The organism is Saccharothrix algeriensis (assembly GCF_016907655.1).
Classification (GTDB): Bacteria; Actinomycetota; Actinomycetes; order Mycobacteriales; family Pseudonocardiaceae; genus Actinosynnema; species Actinosynnema algeriense.
Map to the genome: position 1 here is coordinate 3,117,914 of NZ_JAFBCL010000001.1, position 14,568 is coordinate 3,132,481.

The following is a 14,568-nucleotide window of genomic DNA, read 5'->3' on the forward strand; positions in this document are numbered from 1 at the left end:
GGTGCGCAACGCCCGGTGACCCAGGTCACCCCCGCCGCCTAGCTTGGTGCCGTGGACCGCCGCCGGATCGCCCTCGTCGCCGCCGGCGCGGTGCTGCTCGGCGGGGTGGTGGCGGTGCTGCGGGGTGCCGGCGGGGGCGACCCGGAACCCCGGACCGCCACGTCCGCGCCGCCGCCGACCTCGCTGGCGCCGTTCGCCGCCGACGGGGTCCTGGTCCCGAGGGCGGGCGAGCCGCCGCACCGGCCGGAGGGCCTGCGGGTGACCGCCGGGCCCCGCCGGCTCCAGGTGCGGTGGTCGGGCGAGGAGGCGCCGGGCTACGAGGTGCGCTGGGGCCGCGACGGCCGGCTGGACCGCAGCAGGCTCGTCGCGCGGACCGCCACGCAGCTCGACGGGCTCGACGACGGGGCCGCCTACCGGGTGGAGGTCCGGGCGGTCGACGCGTTCGGGCAGCGCTCCGAGCCGGCGGGCGGCGAGGGCGTCCCGCGCACGCCGGGGGTCGGCGACCTCGCGCTGGTCGACCGGTTCGACCAGCCCGACGCGCCGGACCCGGCCCGCTGGCGGTTCACGGCCGAGGACGACTGCGCCCGCGCCACCCCCGGCCGGGGCGACGACGGGGCGCGGCTGGTGATCGGCGACAACTGCGTGGCGACGGCCGCGTCGCTGCGGTCGCGCACGCCGTTCGCGCTGCGCGACGCCGACGACCTGGGCCGGGTCGTCGTGGACACCGACGCGCCCGGCGCCGACGGCGAGCTGGCCGTCGACCTGGTGCCCGGCCCGATCACCGCGGTGGGTGGCGACGGGCTGCCGCCGGGCGCGATCCGGCTGCGGGTGGCCGGCGGCAGCGGCGGGACCACCGCCGAGGTGCTGACCCCGGAGGGCACGCCGACCACGGCGACGCGCCCGCTGCCCGCGCCGGAGCCGGGCCTGACCCACCGCTGGGAGCTGGCGCTGCGCCGCGACGGCGCGCGGGTGCTGCTGGACGGCGAGGTCGTGGCGACCAGCCCGGCGACACCGGGCTGGCGGGAGGCCACCGCGCTGGTCTCGGTGTCCGGGCGGACCGGCCGGCGGGCGGCGATCAGCCTCGTGGCGTTCGACGCCGCACCGGCCACCGCGCCCGCCGCCGCGCCGCCGCCGGACGTGCGGGTCGCGGTCGCGCCCGACGCAGCGCCGGTCACCGGCACGCCCCTGCGCGGCGTGGTGGGCGGCCAGGTGCGGATGGTCCTGCGGCACACCGACCGGTCGCCGGTCGCGCCGGGGTTCGCCCTGGCCGTCGGCGACGCGCGGGTGCCGCTGCGGCCGGCCGTGCCGGGCGCGCCGTGGCGGCCGGGCGCCGGCTACCCCGTGGTGGCCGACGTGCCGGCCTCGGCGCTGGTCCTGGTCGACGGCCGGCTGCCGGTCACGGTGGTGACCGGCCTGCCGGTGCGGGCCACCCACGTCGACTTGGAGCTGACGCCCGCGCCCGGCGCGCCGCCCGCGCCGCGGCGCACCGCCGGCGACCCGCCGGCGAACGGCCCGGAGCCGGACCTCGCCCGGGTCGTGGGGACGGTGCTCGACGCCGGCGGTCGCCCGGTGCCCGAGGGCTCGCCGGTCCCGCGCGGCCGGGTGGTGTTCGACCTGACCCTGGACGGCCGGTCGGGGGAGCGCGGCGCGGGCCTGGCCGGGCTGGCCGGGTTCACCGTGCGGCTGGACGACGAGCGGATCGCGACCGTGCCGACGGACCTGGGCGGGCCGGGCGTCGCCGGGTCGTTCCGGCTGGCCCTGGACACCGGCGGGCTGTCCGCCGGGCCGCACACGATCGAGGTCCGCCTCTACGGCGCCGCCGCGGACGTCCGGCCGTCGTCGGCGTTCGTGTCGTTCTTCCTGAGCTGACTTCCCGGGCCGACTTCCCGGGCCGACGCTCCCCGGGCCGGTGCCGACGCGCCCGCGCGCCCCGCGTCAGATGCGCTGCGCGACGCCCGGGTAGTCGACCACCAGGCCGGTCTTGTCGACCGTGATGTCCTGCTGGAAGTCGCCGCTCTCGAACGACACCACGGACTGCCGCTCCCCCACCGACACCGTCCGGTACCGCTGCCGCACCAGGCGCACCGAGAGGTCCGGCAGCGTCACGTGGACGACCGGCAGCTCGTGCTCGCCCGGTTCGTCCTGGAGGCGGAGGCGGCGGATCGGGATGGCGTTGAACAGCACGGCGAACTGCACGTCCACGTCCACCGCGCCGTCGAAGTCGGCGCGCTCGGCGCCCTGGCCGTGGTCGACCAGCCAGACGCCCTCGGACGAGCGGGACACCGAGACCTGGCGCTCCTCGGACACCGTCGCCGTGCGCAGCAGCAGGCGGGTCACCGCGCCGGTCTCGCCGACGGAGACCTCGAACGACCCGCTGAACTGCTCGTCCGGGCCCGCCGTCACCAGCCGGCCGGAGGCCCGCAGCTTGCGCTCGGACAGCAGGAAGCGGACCTGCTCCAGCCGCGGCACGGAGTAGCCCTGCCACGTGACGATCTGCGCGGACGGCGAGCGGGCCTCACCGGGCCGGCCGGCCCGCTCCGCCGTGTCGGCCGAGTTCACTGCCCACCCGGGAGGATGTCCTTGACCTTCTCGGCCACCGACTCGACCTGCTCCTCGTGCCCGAACCGGCCGGCGAGGAAACCGGCCGCCGCGTCGATGCCCTGGTCCACCTTCTCGTGGTTCTCCTCCAGCAGCTCGGACGCCTTGTTCCTGATCTCGTCGAAGTTCATGGTGCTCCCTCGCGCTCCAGACGGAGGCTACCCGAACCGCCCCCGCGTCCCCAGCGGCTCACCACGCTACCCGGCGGGCCGCCCCGCGCCACCGGCACCGGACGCGCGACGGCCCCCTCGGAAGGCGTTCCGAGGGGGCCGTCGCGCGTCCGGTGCCGGCCCGGGGGCCGGTGGGATCAGGCGGTCTTCTTGCGCCGCACGACGATCATCGCCGCGACGCCGGCGCCGAGCAGGCCCAGGCCGATCAGCAGCGGCACGAAGATCGAGGCGCCGGTCGACGCCAGGTCGTCCTCACCGCCACCCGCGCCGGGGGCCGGCACGTCGTTGGTCGTCGTGGTGGTCGGCGCGGCCTCGGTCGTCGTGGTGGTGGTCGTGGTCGTGGCCGAGGCGGGGGACGAGGAGGTCGTCGGCTTGGCGCCCTCGACCCACTTGACCTTCGCCTGGTCCTTGGCGTCCATCTTCGCCGGCTTGGCGATCACGAGCGACTGGGTCTTCTTGTTGCGGTCGCTGGAGACGAACAGCCGGCCGTGGCGCACCTCGGCGGTGGCGCGGACGGTGAACTCGACCTCGGAGGGCTCGACGCCCTCGGCCACCTTGACGAAGACCTCGCTGATCTTCTGCTCGGCGGCGACCTTCACGTCACCCCGCTGCTCGACGAGGTTCAGCTCCTTGCCGTCCCGGTCGGTGAAGGTGACGCCCTCGGGCAGCTCCGCCTCGACGAAGACCTCGTCGGCCGACGTCTTGACGGTGAACGGGCCGATCAGCCTGCCGTCGGCGGCGCCCTCCAGCAGCTTCGGGTCGACCGACAGGGTCGGGGCCGGCTCCTGGTCGACGCCGACGTTGATGGCCGGGTCGGTCAGCCGCTTGTAGACGGCGACCACGTCCGCGTCGGCGCCCTCGGGCTCGATGCTGGCGTCGGCCAGGTCGAGGTCGATCCCGTCGGTGTAGTGCCAGATCGCGGCCTGCGTGCCCGCGATGAAGGCGCTCTTCTTGACACCGGCGAGGTTGAACGCCTGCTGCGCCTGCGCCAGGTCCAGCTTCGGGTAGCTGTTGTGCAGGATCCAGTTCACGTACTTGGCGTTGGCCGTGAACTTCGTGTCCGGGTTCGGGTGCTGGTCCCACGGCACCTCCTTGAGGGGGGTGTTGTCCTCAAGGGGGGTCGGCAGCTCGACGCAGTACGCCGTGGCGGTCTGGTCCTTGCCGGCCTCGTTGATGCGCAGGCCGATCAGCTCGGTGTTGAACGCCTCGCCACCCTTGTCCGTCTTGAGGCGCTTGCCGTCCTTGTTCAGGTGCAGCCCGATGCCCTGCTCGTCGGCACCGGGGTGCGGCCTGACCTCCACCGCGTCGGCGGCGGCGGGCAGGGCGGACAGGAACACGAGGGAGGCGCCGAGGACCGCAGCCCCCATGCGCTTCAGGGTCGACCGGGGTGCCATGTTTCTCCTTGAGGCTTCGCGGGTAGCCCGATGATTTAGTCCAAGGCGGCGGTCCGTGTCGAATCCGGCCGGACCGCAGGTACAGGGGGAACCGACACCGAATCGACAGGAATCGGCGGAACACTATCCGATCGGGTTACCACGGAACGGTGACGGGCGATCCGGCTGGTCACAGGCGTCGGAGCAGCCACAACGCCGTCGGACAGTCCGAAGTGGATGATCGAACCACGGCGTCACCTGGTTGCGCAGCCCGCCGAATGGCCGTTTCGACGGGCGGCGAACGGCCGCAACCGACCGGATCGACGCGGAGTTACCGCAGGTCAGAGCGGGTATGTCGCAGACAACGTCCGAATAGCGTCGGCAAACCGACGCCACACCGTTGTGAAACGGTGATCTAGGCGACCAGCTCGGCCGCCGCCACCGGGCGGATGTCCCCCACGCGCAGCGACGTCCCGGGCAGGCACAGGTCCTTCGCCGTGGGCGGCTGACCGGCCAGGATCCACTTGCACAGTGCCGCCAACTGGTAAGACACCAACGGGGGAACAGCATCACCCAGATGTCGGTAGGCATTTCCGATGATCGAGACGTCGAACCGGAACCTGCGCGGGAACCCCTGCAGCAGCGCCATCTCCCGCACCGTGCACAGCCGGTCCTGCTCGGGGTGCGCGTACCGGCCGTTGCCGACGTGCCCGCACTCCCGCTTGATGGTCCGCGCCGGCTCGTCCCACCACATGCGCCCGTAGACGTCCGGGTGCGAGCCCCACTTGCCGTCCTCGATGATCTTGCGCTGCGCCGGGTTCAGCAGCTGCTCGGCGGGCGAGCCGACCAGGTCGCCCCACGACCCGCCGTCGGCCGGTATGGCCCGCATCCGGTCCAGCGACCGGCCGTGCCGGAACGACGGCGACACGTGCATCGGGTCCTCGGCGTCGACCTCGCCCGCCACCACCGGCGGCAGCTTGCCGATGGCGCGCCGCACCGTCACCGCGCCCGGCCGCACCTCCCAGCCCGACCACAGGTCGTCCAGGGTGCGCAGCGGGACGCCCGAGTCCACCGCGACCACCACCGCGCGCTCCCGCAGCTGCGGGAGCCCGAACCGGGACAGCATGTGCGAGGAGGCGGCCACCTCGTAGCCGAGTTCGAGCAGCTGGTCGACCAGCCCCTCCAGGTGGTGCCGCTGCTTGCCCTTCACCAGCTCGCGGGCGTTCTCCAGCAGCATGACGCGGGGGCGCAGCTCCGCCACGTACGCCGCCACCCGCCCGACCAGCGAGTTGCGCGGGTCGTCGCGCAGGTGGTTCGCGGCGGTGATGCGGGTGAAGCCCGAGCACGGCGGGCACGCCACCAGCACGTCCAGCTCGCCCCGCCGCAGCCCCCACACCTCGCGCAGCACCGCCGGGTCGAGCCGGCCCAGGTCCACCTGGAGCGGGTCGACGCCGATGTTGTGCCGGTAGGTCCCGTTGCAGCGCAACGATCCCAGCCGCGACGACGGCTTGCCGATCTGCGCGTCCGCCGCGCCCACGACCGTGAAGTCCCGGTGCGCTTGGAACCCCAGGCTCATGCCGCCGGCACCGGAGAAGAGGTCGACGACCTTGTAGGTGGGTCCACGCACGCCGGTGATCGTACGAGGTCCCGCGGACCCGCCAGGACCGGCTTCGCCGCCGCGCGCGCCAGGCACGGGCCGGGTGACGTCGCGCGGTCCGCGCCGTGCCGCTGCGGCACCCGGCGGGCGCCATCCCGTAGCTTCCCCGGCATGGAGCTGCCACCCGCCTGGCAACGGCCGGATCCGTTGCGCGGCTTGGAGAAGGTGTCCTGGGCCGAACTGTCCCACGGCGCGGGCGTGGGCGACCTCCTGCGCCGGACGGCGGAGGGGGACCTGGACGCCTGCGCGCAGCTGGAGAGACGCCTGCTGGACGAGGACACGGTCTCCGAGGCGACCTGCCACGCCGTGCCGTTCCTGGCCGGGCTGGGCGCGAGCTACAAGGTGGCGGGCGCGGTGCGCGATCGGGTGATCTTCCTGCTCGCCGCGACGGCGCTGGCGAGCGCGGGCTTCACCGAGGACGGCAAGCGCACCCGCCGCCACTGGAACCCGCTGGGCCGCGAACTCCCCCGCCTCCCACCGGACTGGATCACCCACACCCGCTACGCCGTCGCCAAGAACGCGCCGAAGGTGTTCGACGCGCTGGTGGGCGCGGAGGTGGCGTGCTCGATGGCGCTGGCGATCGCCGTTCCCGAGGTCGCGCCCAAGCACGTCGTGGACGTGGCGCAGGGCATCGCTTTCGGTGGCACGCACCCGGAGGCGCTGGTGGAGGCCGCGTGCGTGGCGCTGCACCTGATGCTCGGCGAGGCGGTCGACGCGGCTTGGGTGCACGCCCTCGCCCAGGCCGATCCGGACCTGCGGCGGTCCTACGCGAACGGCGGCTACCCGACCCACCAACCACCGGTCGTGACCGCTCAGTTGATGGGTTACCACTACGCCTTCCTCGCCGCTTACGGTTAGCGCCCAGGAGGTGGACCGCAGCCAGGCCGTTCACGGTTCGCAGCTTTTGGGTTTGCACGCCCCGTGCAGAACGATCGCTTCGTGTTCTCCCCGTATGGCCTGCCCGGAGGGCTACCATGCTTTCTTGGGGGGTGCAAGCACGCTTTTCGCTTGCACCCCCCAAGAAAGCATGGTCGTCTTTGACAGGTCATGCGGGGAGAACACGACCGCTCTTGCTCTTCCTCCTCCTTGGCGGCCTGCCCGTCCGGCGAGGACTCTTTCAAGCTTTTCAGCCTCGGGCGGAACAGCACCGAATCTCACCCGGATCCGTGCGGGATACAAGTATGAAGAGCGGCCGAGAGGCCGCCAAGGATGACACAAAGACCAAGCTCAGGGCGTCGTGCCATCCCCGTATGACCTGGTCGGAGACAACCACATGTGTCAAGGGGAGATCGAACCGGGAGTGGATCAACCGGGTGTCTCGATCTCCCCTTGACACATGCGGTTCGCTGCGCGCAGGCCATACGGGGATGACACGCAGCCCACACCGGGGTGCGCGCTGCGCGCGGCTTCGAGCCGATTTCGGGGCGGTTCGGGGTGGGTTCAAAGCCAAGCCGGTTCCGAGGCGGTGCGGCGTTGTCTTGAAACCGGTGGAGGTGGTGTTCGTAGGGGTCGTCAGGCGGTGACGGCTCCCAGTTCCACCACTGGTGCGAGGACGTCGTCCTCGACCGGGATCGCGGGTTCCAGCGGGCCCAGGGCCGTGCGCCACTCCTGGTCGGCCAGCGCGAAGGCCGCCACCGTCAGCGCCACCACCGGGCGCCCGGGGGGCAGCTGGTCGGCGAGGAAGTCCAGTTCCAGCCGGGCGCCCAGCGGGGAGGGCCGGAGCCGCAGCGTGCCGTGCGGGGTCTCGTCGGGGTGCGCGAAGCGGCACGACCACTCGGCGAACACGATGGGGCGTTCCACCACCTCGGTCGGGTTGACGGCGCGGACGTTCGCGCCGACCGTGCCGTGCCGGTAGTTGTCGGCCGCCGCGACGAGCAGCTCCTCGAACTCGATGGACGACACGCCGAGGTCGTGGCCGGCGACCAGGGCCACCTGCACGAGGGCCAGCGGCAGCTGCGGCAGCGCGTCCTCGAAGCACGTCATGGCGGCGCCGTAGCGGGTGTTGATCTCGGTGGGCAGGAAGCCCTCCGCGGTGGCGATGCCGTCGAGCGTGAACGTGCCCCGGTAGTCGACGGTCTCGCGCAGCCGCTCGCCCACCCGCCGGGCCAGGTTGCGCATCTCCTCGCGGATGCGGGCGGGCGGGTCGTAGTAGGACGCGCAGCCCGCGTACAGGAACCGGGCCTGGCCCTGGCGGCGCGGCACGACCATCTCGACCGGCCGCAGCACGGCGGTGCCGTCCGGGAACACGATCCCGTGCACGCTCACCGGGATGCCCTCCAGGAACGGCATCACGCGCACGAAGTCGCACTTGGGGCGCAGCACCTCGAACGCCTCCTGCGCCTCCTGCCGGTCGCGGACCCGCCGGACGAAGTTCGCGCCGCCGTTGATCGCCGGGCCGTCACCGGACCACACGACGCCCGCGCCCCGGTCCAGCCGCAGGGTGGCGTCCCACAGGCCGTCGAAGTCCAGGCCCAGCACCGCGGCGGGCGCGCGCGGCGCGGACAGCTCGTCCCACAGCGCGTCGATCGTGGTCTTGTTCTCCAACTCCACCCATTCGGGGCGGCGCGCGTTGAGCACCGGGCGGCCCGCGAACTCGGGGGTGTGCGCGTACGGCGTGCTGATCACCAGCGCGGCGCCGGTCGGGTCGAAGTCGGCCAGGACCTCCCGGACGCGGCGGCCGGGCGAGGCCAGCAGCCTGGTCAGGCGGTTCTGCTCGGCCGCGACGAACCCGCGCGCGATGCCCAGCGGCACCCAGCGCACGACCTCCGGGTCGTGCAGCGGCGCGTGGTCGTCCGTCGACAGCACGAGCGTGTGGCGGGCGCCGAGCTGGTGCAGCTCACCGGCGCGCGTACTGAGCCGGGTACCGCCGGCGAGCACGACCAACCGGTCTCCGAACAGGGTGCCGAGGCGCGCTTGGAGCGCGGGCAGGACATGATCCATCGCCGAGGACTCGCTTTACGAGGAGCAGACGAGACGACCGGCGAGCGCCGGGGTGCCACGCACTGTAGAGGGCGGCGAGCGGCTCGGCCCAGCACGGTCCGGCAACGACCGGATGAAGCTTGCCGGAGGCGCCGGATCGGGTCCCGCGGGATCACCGAGCGGCGTCGCGCAGCACCTGGTCGACGCCGTCGAGGAAGGCCCGCCGGGCGTTCGTCCCGGGGACGGGGAGGACGAGGTCGAACAGCGCCTCGTCCGGCGATGGCGGCGCGGCGGCGACGATGGCCGCGGCGGTCTCCAGGAAGCGGTGGCGCTTGGCTTCCCTGCGGGCGTAGTCCGCGAGCACGCCCTCGATGCTGGTGTGCATGACTGGGTGCGGGTAACTCACTTGGGTTGTATCGGCGGGGAAAGACAACACCTTTAGGGTCAATTTCTACCAGCCTGTGTCAGGGACGTGGCCGGCGCCGTGCTGGGATGGGCCCATGCGCGTCCTGGTCACCGGAGCCCGCGGCTACCTGGGCCGCACCGTCGTGGAGCAGCTGCGCGCCGCCGGGCACACCCCGGTCGCGTTCGCGGGTGACATCCGGACCGCCGAGGTCCCGCCGTCCGACGGGGTGGTCCACCTGGCGGCGCTCGGGCGGGTGCGGGAGTCGTTCGAGGACCCGCTCGCCTACTACGACGTGAACGTGACGGGCACGCTGCGGCTGCTCCGGGCGGCGGCGCCGCGGTTCGTGCTGGCCTCCACCGCCGGCGTCTACGGCGCGCCGCGCCGCCCCGTGATCGCCGAGGACCACCCGCGGGCGCCCGCGAACCCCTACGCGGCGACGAAGGCCGCCGCCGAGGACGCCCTCGCGTGGACCGCCCGCGCCGGCGGGGTGGCGGCGGTGTCGCTGCGGCTGTTCAACGTGGCCGGCGGCGGCGACCGGGACGAGACCAGGGTGGTCACCCGGGCGTGCGCGGTGGCGGCGGGCCGGGTGCCGTTCCTGGACGTGTACGGCGACGGGTCGGCGGTGCGCGACTTCGTCCACGTGCGCGACGCGGCGCGGGCGTTCGTGCTCGCCCTGGAGTCCGCCGCGCCCGGTCGGCACGAGGCGTACAACGTGGGCGCGACCCCGGCGTCCGTCGCCGAGGTGGTGGCCGCCGCGGAACGGGTGACCGGGCGGCCGGTGGCCGTGCGGCGCCGGCCCGCCCACCCCGGCGAGACCCCGGAGCTGCGCGCCGACACCGCGAAGCTGCGCGCCCTGGGCTGGCGGCCCCGCGAGTCGGCGCTGGACGACCTGGTCCGCGACCAGTGGGCGGGCGCCGCCGGCTAGCGGCGCGGGGCCTCCCAGGGGATGCGGAAGAGCCGGACGCCGGCCTGGAGCTGGACGCCGAGCTTCTCGGTGAGGTGGAAGCGCTGGGCGGGCGTGGTCGGGTCGCCCTGGGCGTCGGGCGCGGCGACCGGTGGCGGCGGGTGGTGGTGCGCCTCGTCGCCCGCGTAGCCGCCGGTGAACAGGTCGTCCGCGGTGGTCGGCGGGCTCCCGCCGACCGGGCCGCCCTCGCCCGACCCGACCCGGCCGCTCCCGTCCTGCGCGTCTCCGTCCTGCGCGTCTCCGTCCTGGCCGTCCGCGCCCTGACCGCCGCCCTCCTGGCCGTCCGCGCCCTGACCGTCCGCGCCCTGACCGCCTCCGTCCTGACCGTCCCCGCCCTGGCCGCCGCCCCCGCCCCCGCCGGCGCCGGCTTGGCCGCCCGCCTCCCTGTCGGAGCCGTCCGGGTCGGCGCCGCCGCGCGAGCCCGGTTCGGGTGAGTCGGGACCGGGTTCCCCCTCGGCGGGGTCGTCGTGCTCGGGCGCGTCCTCGACGGCCACGGCGTCCAGCTCGGCCGCGCGCGCCAGCAGCTCCGCCGCCAGGGCCGCGGCGGTCCGCTGGTGCAGGTCCGCGGTGTGGCGCAGGGCGGCGGGGTTGCCGCGGTCGGCCTCCCACAGGTGCTGGAGCTGGTGGACGAACGTGCTGTAAGCCTCGACCCGGCGCACCACGGCCTCGTGCGCGTCGAGCGCGGTCCTCCACTCGCCGGCCAGCAGGTCCCGCGCGGCGGTGAAGCGCTCGCGCGCGGGGCCGCGCCAGAACGACGGCTCGACGCCCGGCAGCAGCTCGGCGCCGTCGGCGAGCGGTTCCCGCTGCGCGGTGGTCGTGCCGAGCAGCGCGCGCGTCCAGCCGGGGTTGCCCGGCGCCTGCTCCGGCGTCCCGGGCGCCTGCCCGGGGTGCGGCGCGGAGGGCGGGTCGTCGTCCCCCGGCTCAGGTGATCGCAGTGGATCCGCCATCGTGCTCACCCGCCCAGGTGTCGGCCAGGCGGGTGAACCGCGCGGCGAGGTCCTCGTCGGTGGTCCGGTACTCGGCCGCGACGGCGCGCAGGGTCTCCGCCCCGCGCTCCGCGCCGCCGCACAGCCGGTCGAGCGCCGCGTAGAGGCTGCGCTGGTAGACCGCCACCGCCTCGCGCAGCGGGTCGGACTCGGCGAGCCTGCCGGTGTCGACGCCGAACCGCCACACCACGTGCCCGCGCCCGCCGTCGGCGACGGCCAGCAGCCGCCGCGCCAGTTCGTCCAGCTCGGCCAGGTCGACCGAGAACCCTCCGGTCACGTCACCCCTCCACCGACCAGCGCCGCGCCACTTCCTCGGCGGTCCAATAGGTGCTGCCCGTCCCGCCGACCACCGGGTCCACGACGAGCCCGACGCCGGGCGTGCGGGCCACCAGGTCGAGCACCCGGCCGCCCTCGTCGCGCGCCGGCGAGCAGCCCGGCCGGCCCGTCGACCGCTGGTACTCGGCGAGCCGCTCCGCGCTGGTGAACACGCAGAGGAACTCGCCGCCCCCCGGCGTCCGGGTGGTCGCCAGGAAGCCGTCCTCGACCTCGAAGTGCAGGGTCCAGCGCTCCAGCCAGTACTCGATCTCGTCGCGCCGGGAGGTGTTCCAGGCGTCGATGAGGTTCGACAGGTGGCTGCCGTCCACCTCGACCCGCGCGCGCCCGATCCCCGTCCGGCTGTAATCCCGTTCCGCCTCGACCAGCTCGGCCAACTCGCCGGCGTGCGGCGCCGGCACGGTCAGGCGCAAATACCCGCCGACCGACGCGGTCAGCCTGCCGACCACCTTGTTCGTGGTGAACGCGGCCCATCCCCTGCCCTTCCGCCCGGCCAGCAGTTCCAACCGGTCGCCGAGCCACCGGGTGTTCAGCTCGGAGTCCCGCGGCGTGTTGTAGGCGTACCGGAGGATTTCCCGGTTCTTCTCGTCGTTGGTGACCAGTCGAATGGCGTTCTCGACCTGCCAGACGACCTTGGCGAGCACGACCCACTCGTCGTCCTCCGGGCGGACGTGCAGCCTCCGGCCCAGCTCGGTGGCCTTGACGCGGGCGAGGTCGAGCCCTCGCACGCCCACCGCCTTGTGCAGTCGGTACTCGATGGGGACCGGCACGGCGACTCCTCGGCGAAGTGCGTCGGGGTGGCGGGCGGGTGCTGGTGCCCGCGGACTCGTTACCCGATCCTGCGGCACCGCAAACGGTCGATCAACCACCTTCCCGGCGGGTCGCGGGGCAATGACCGCAAAAGGGCGGACACTTCAACCGGCGAGCTGGGGAAATGCCGAATACTTGCGGTTCGGCGGTGGGCGCCCTTGCCGAGCACTTGCCGAATCCACGGTCGTTCGCACCGCAACTTTCCGGCATATTGCCGATAGCCGGGCAGACGCCCGGCAAATTGCCGGCATGTTGCCGAACCGGTCGTTGCGGGCGGTTCCCCGGCTCATTTGACTGGACGTCGACGACCCCCTGGACGAGGAGCGACGATGGCCGCACCGCAGGACCCCCGCAGCTGGCCGGCGCTGCTGCACCGGCTGCTCACGAGCTGGCCGCCGCTGCTGCGGCTGCTGCTCCTGCTCGTGGCCACCGTCGCGATCGTCGTCGGCGCGCTGCGGCTGGTCGGGGACGTGACCCTCCACATCGGACCGATCGGCGTCGAGCACCGCGTCGAGCACGGCGCCGAGCGGTTACCGGCGCTTGGGCACGGCGACGCGGTCGAGGTCGGCCGCCACCACGACCTCGCCGCCGAACACCTCGGCGGCCTCGGCGCGGAAGGCGGCGGGGTCGGCGTAGCGCTGCGAGAAGTGGGTCAGGACGAGCTTGCGGACGCCGCACTCGGCCGCGACGCGGGCGGCCTGGGCGGCGGTGAGGTGGCCGTGCTCGGCCGCCAGGCGCTCGTCGGCGCGCAGGTACGTCGACTCGATGACCAGCAGGTCGGCCCCGTCCGCCAGCTCGAAGACCCCGTCGCACAGCCGGGTGTCCATGACGAACGCGAACCGCTGGCCGGGGCGCGGCACGCTCACCTCGTCCAGCAGCGGCGGCTCCAGCTCGCGGATCGCCGGGCCGCGGATGCCGCGCGCGGCCAGCAGCTCGGGGACCATCCGGCGGCCGTCGGGCTCGACGAGCCGGTAGCCGTAGGTCTCCAGCGAGTGGTCCAGCCGGCGGGCCTCCAGGACGCCGAACGGCCCGACCGCGATCGGCCCCGGCCCGGTCACCGGCTCCTCGCGCAGGTCGACCACGTCGTGGAACGAGCTGGCGTGCCGCAGGCGGGCGAAGAAGTGCGCGCCCGAGGCCGGGTAGTGGGCGTGCACGGGGTGCTGCGCCCGGTCCAGTGACAGCCGCTGCACGACACCGGGCACGCCGAGGCAGTGGTCGCCGTGGAAGTGGGTCAGGCAGATGCGGGTGACGGCCCGCGCGGGCACGCCCGCGAGCAGCATCTGCCGCTGCGCGCCGTCGCCGGGGTCGAACAGGAAGCCCTCGTCGTCCCACCGCAGCAGGTAGCCGTTGTGGTTGCGGGTGCGGGTGGGCACCTGGCTCGCGGTGCCGAGCACGACCAGCTCTCGTGGGGACACGTGGCAGAGTCTGCGGCATGGAGAGTCTGCGCGTGGTGTCCCGGTGGCCGGTGGGTGCGGCGGCCACGACCGTCGTCGACGCGGGTGGCCGCGTCCTGGGCGCGTACGGGCCGGTCGACCGGCGGTTCCCGCTGGCGTCGGTGACGAAGCTGCTCACGTCCTACGCCGTGCTGGTGGCGGTGGAGGAGGGCGCGGTCGAGTGGGACCAGCCCGCCGGGCCGGAGGGGTCGACGCTGCGGCACCTGATCTCGCACACGTCCGGGCTGGCGTTCGACTCCGCGGCCGTGCAGGCGGCGCCGGGCACGCGGCGGATCTACTCGAACACGGGCTTCGAGGTGCTGGCCGACGCCGTGGTGGCGGCCACCGACATCCCGTTCGCCGACTACCTGGCGGAAGCGGTGTTCGCGCCGCTGGGCATGGCGTCGTCCACCCTGGACGGTTCGCCCGCCGCGGGCGCCACCTCCACCGCGGCCGACCTGGGCCGGTTCGCCGCGGAGGTGCAGTCGCCGGAGCTGGTGTCGGCGGCACTGGTGGCCGAGGCCACCAGCGTGGTGTTCCCCGGCCTGCGCGGCGTGCTGCCCGGCTTCGGCTCGCAGCGCGAGAACGACTGGGGCCTGGGGTTCGAGATCAGGGCGCGCAAGTCGCCGCACTGGACGGGTTCCTCGTCCTCGCCGCGGACGGCCGGCCACTTCGGGCAGAGCGGCACGTTCCTGTGGGTCGACCCCGACGCGGGCGCGGCGTGCGTGGCGCTGACCGACCGCCGGTTCGGCGAGTGGGCGGCGCAGGAGTGGCCGGCGTTCACCGACGGGGTGCTGGCGGAGCTGCGCTAGGGCGGGTCTTCCCCACCGGGGGGCGCACAGCGGACGTGTCCGTCCTTTGAGGACGGTGCGGTCGCGTTGCGAGCGAAGGGTTCGGGCTGAAGCCCAGAGGGCGGCGG

General features: G+C 74.2%; 14 protein-coding genes. 4 read left to right on the forward strand and 10 right to left on the reverse strand.

What is annotated here, in order from left to right:
- The first annotated feature begins 51 nt into the window (after positions 1-51).
- Entirely contained in the window at positions 52-1,869 is a 1,818-nt protein-coding gene (locus JOE68_RS14115) for a fibronectin type III domain-containing protein (RefSeq protein WP_204842804.1), read from the forward strand.
- A 66-nt stretch (positions 1,870-1,935) separates the two neighbouring features.
- On the opposite strand, the gene JOE68_RS14120 is transcribed toward JOE68_RS14115, so the two are convergent.
- The 4 genes from JOE68_RS14120 to JOE68_RS14135 form a co-directional block, all read right to left on the reverse strand.
- Positions 1,936-2,559, reverse strand: coding sequence for a putative glycolipid-binding domain-containing protein (locus JOE68_RS14120; RefSeq protein ID WP_204842805.1), 624 nt, complete (start codon positions 2,557-2,559; stop codon positions 1,936-1,938).
- Positions 2,556-2,729: an antitoxin gene (locus JOE68_RS14125; RefSeq protein WP_204842806.1), complete on the reverse strand. Its 174-nt coding sequence runs from the start codon at positions 2,727-2,729 to the stop codon at positions 2,556-2,558. Before JOE68_RS14125 ends, JOE68_RS14120 begins: the two co-directional genes overlap by 4 nt.
- 176 nt (positions 2,730-2,905) lie before the next feature.
- Positions 2,906-4,135, reverse strand: a complete 1,230-nt coding sequence (locus tag JOE68_RS14130) for a thioester domain-containing protein (RefSeq protein WP_204842807.1) — start codon at positions 4,133-4,135, stop codon at positions 2,906-2,908.
- A 421-nt stretch (positions 4,136-4,556) separates the two neighbouring features.
- A complete protein-coding gene (locus JOE68_RS14135; protein WP_204842808.1) occupies positions 4,557-5,768 on the reverse strand; it encodes a DNA cytosine methyltransferase in 1,212 nt (403 codons plus the stop codon).
- Positions 5,769-5,909: 141 nt separating this feature from the next.
- Here JOE68_RS14135 and JOE68_RS14140 point away from each other — a divergent pair, with 141 nt between their 5' ends.
- The gene (locus JOE68_RS14140; RefSeq protein WP_204842809.1) at positions 5,910-6,656 is read left to right on the forward strand and encodes a hypothetical protein; all 747 of its coding nucleotides are present in this window, start codon (positions 5,910-5,912) and stop codon (positions 6,654-6,656) included.
- A 654-nt stretch (positions 6,657-7,310) separates the two neighbouring features.
- Here the strand turns inward: JOE68_RS14140 and JOE68_RS14145 are convergent.
- Positions 7,311-8,738: an ATP-grasp domain-containing protein gene (locus JOE68_RS14145; RefSeq protein WP_204842810.1), complete on the reverse strand. Its 1,428-nt coding sequence runs from the start codon at positions 8,736-8,738 to the stop codon at positions 7,311-7,313.
- Between the two features lie 151 nt (positions 8,739-8,889).
- Entirely contained in the window at positions 8,890-9,102 is a 213-nt protein-coding gene (locus JOE68_RS14150) for a hypothetical protein (RefSeq protein WP_204842811.1), read from the reverse strand.
- Between the two features lie 115 nt (positions 9,103-9,217).
- Here JOE68_RS14150 and JOE68_RS14155 point away from each other — a divergent pair, with 115 nt between their 5' ends.
- Positions 9,218-10,048: an NAD-dependent epimerase/dehydratase family protein gene (locus tag JOE68_RS14155; RefSeq protein ID WP_204842812.1), complete on the forward strand. Its 831-nt coding sequence runs from the start codon at positions 9,218-9,220 to the stop codon at positions 10,046-10,048.
- Here JOE68_RS14155 and JOE68_RS14160 read toward each other — a convergent pair.
- From JOE68_RS14160 to JOE68_RS14175, 4 genes are all read right to left on the reverse strand, one after another.
- Positions 10,045-11,034, reverse strand: a complete 990-nt coding sequence (locus JOE68_RS14160; RefSeq protein ID WP_204842813.1) for a hypothetical protein — start codon at positions 11,032-11,034, stop codon at positions 10,045-10,047. The genes JOE68_RS14155 and JOE68_RS14160 overlap by 4 nt on opposite strands.
- Positions 11,009-11,350 carry a hypothetical protein gene (locus JOE68_RS14165; RefSeq protein WP_204842814.1) on the reverse strand — a complete coding sequence of 114 codons (342 nt, stop codon included), beginning with the start codon at positions 11,348-11,350 and terminating at the stop codon, positions 11,009-11,011. Before JOE68_RS14165 ends, JOE68_RS14160 begins: the two co-directional genes overlap by 26 nt.
- A 1-nt stretch (position 11,351) precedes the next feature.
- Entirely contained in the window at positions 11,352-12,176 is an 825-nt protein-coding gene (locus JOE68_RS14170; RefSeq protein WP_204842815.1) for an SseB family protein, read from the reverse strand.
- A 570-nt stretch (positions 12,177-12,746) separates the two neighbouring features.
- Positions 12,747-13,631, reverse strand: a complete 885-nt coding sequence (locus tag JOE68_RS14175) for a ribonuclease Z (RefSeq protein WP_204842816.1) — start codon at positions 13,629-13,631, stop codon at positions 12,747-12,749.
- A 17-nt stretch (positions 13,632-13,648) separates the two neighbouring features.
- Between JOE68_RS14175 and JOE68_RS14180 the strand changes: the two genes are divergently transcribed.
- Positions 13,649-14,461: a serine hydrolase domain-containing protein gene (locus JOE68_RS14180; protein ID WP_204842817.1), complete on the forward strand. Its 813-nt coding sequence runs from the start codon at positions 13,649-13,651 to the stop codon at positions 14,459-14,461.
- Positions 14,462-14,568 lie beyond the last annotated feature (107 nt).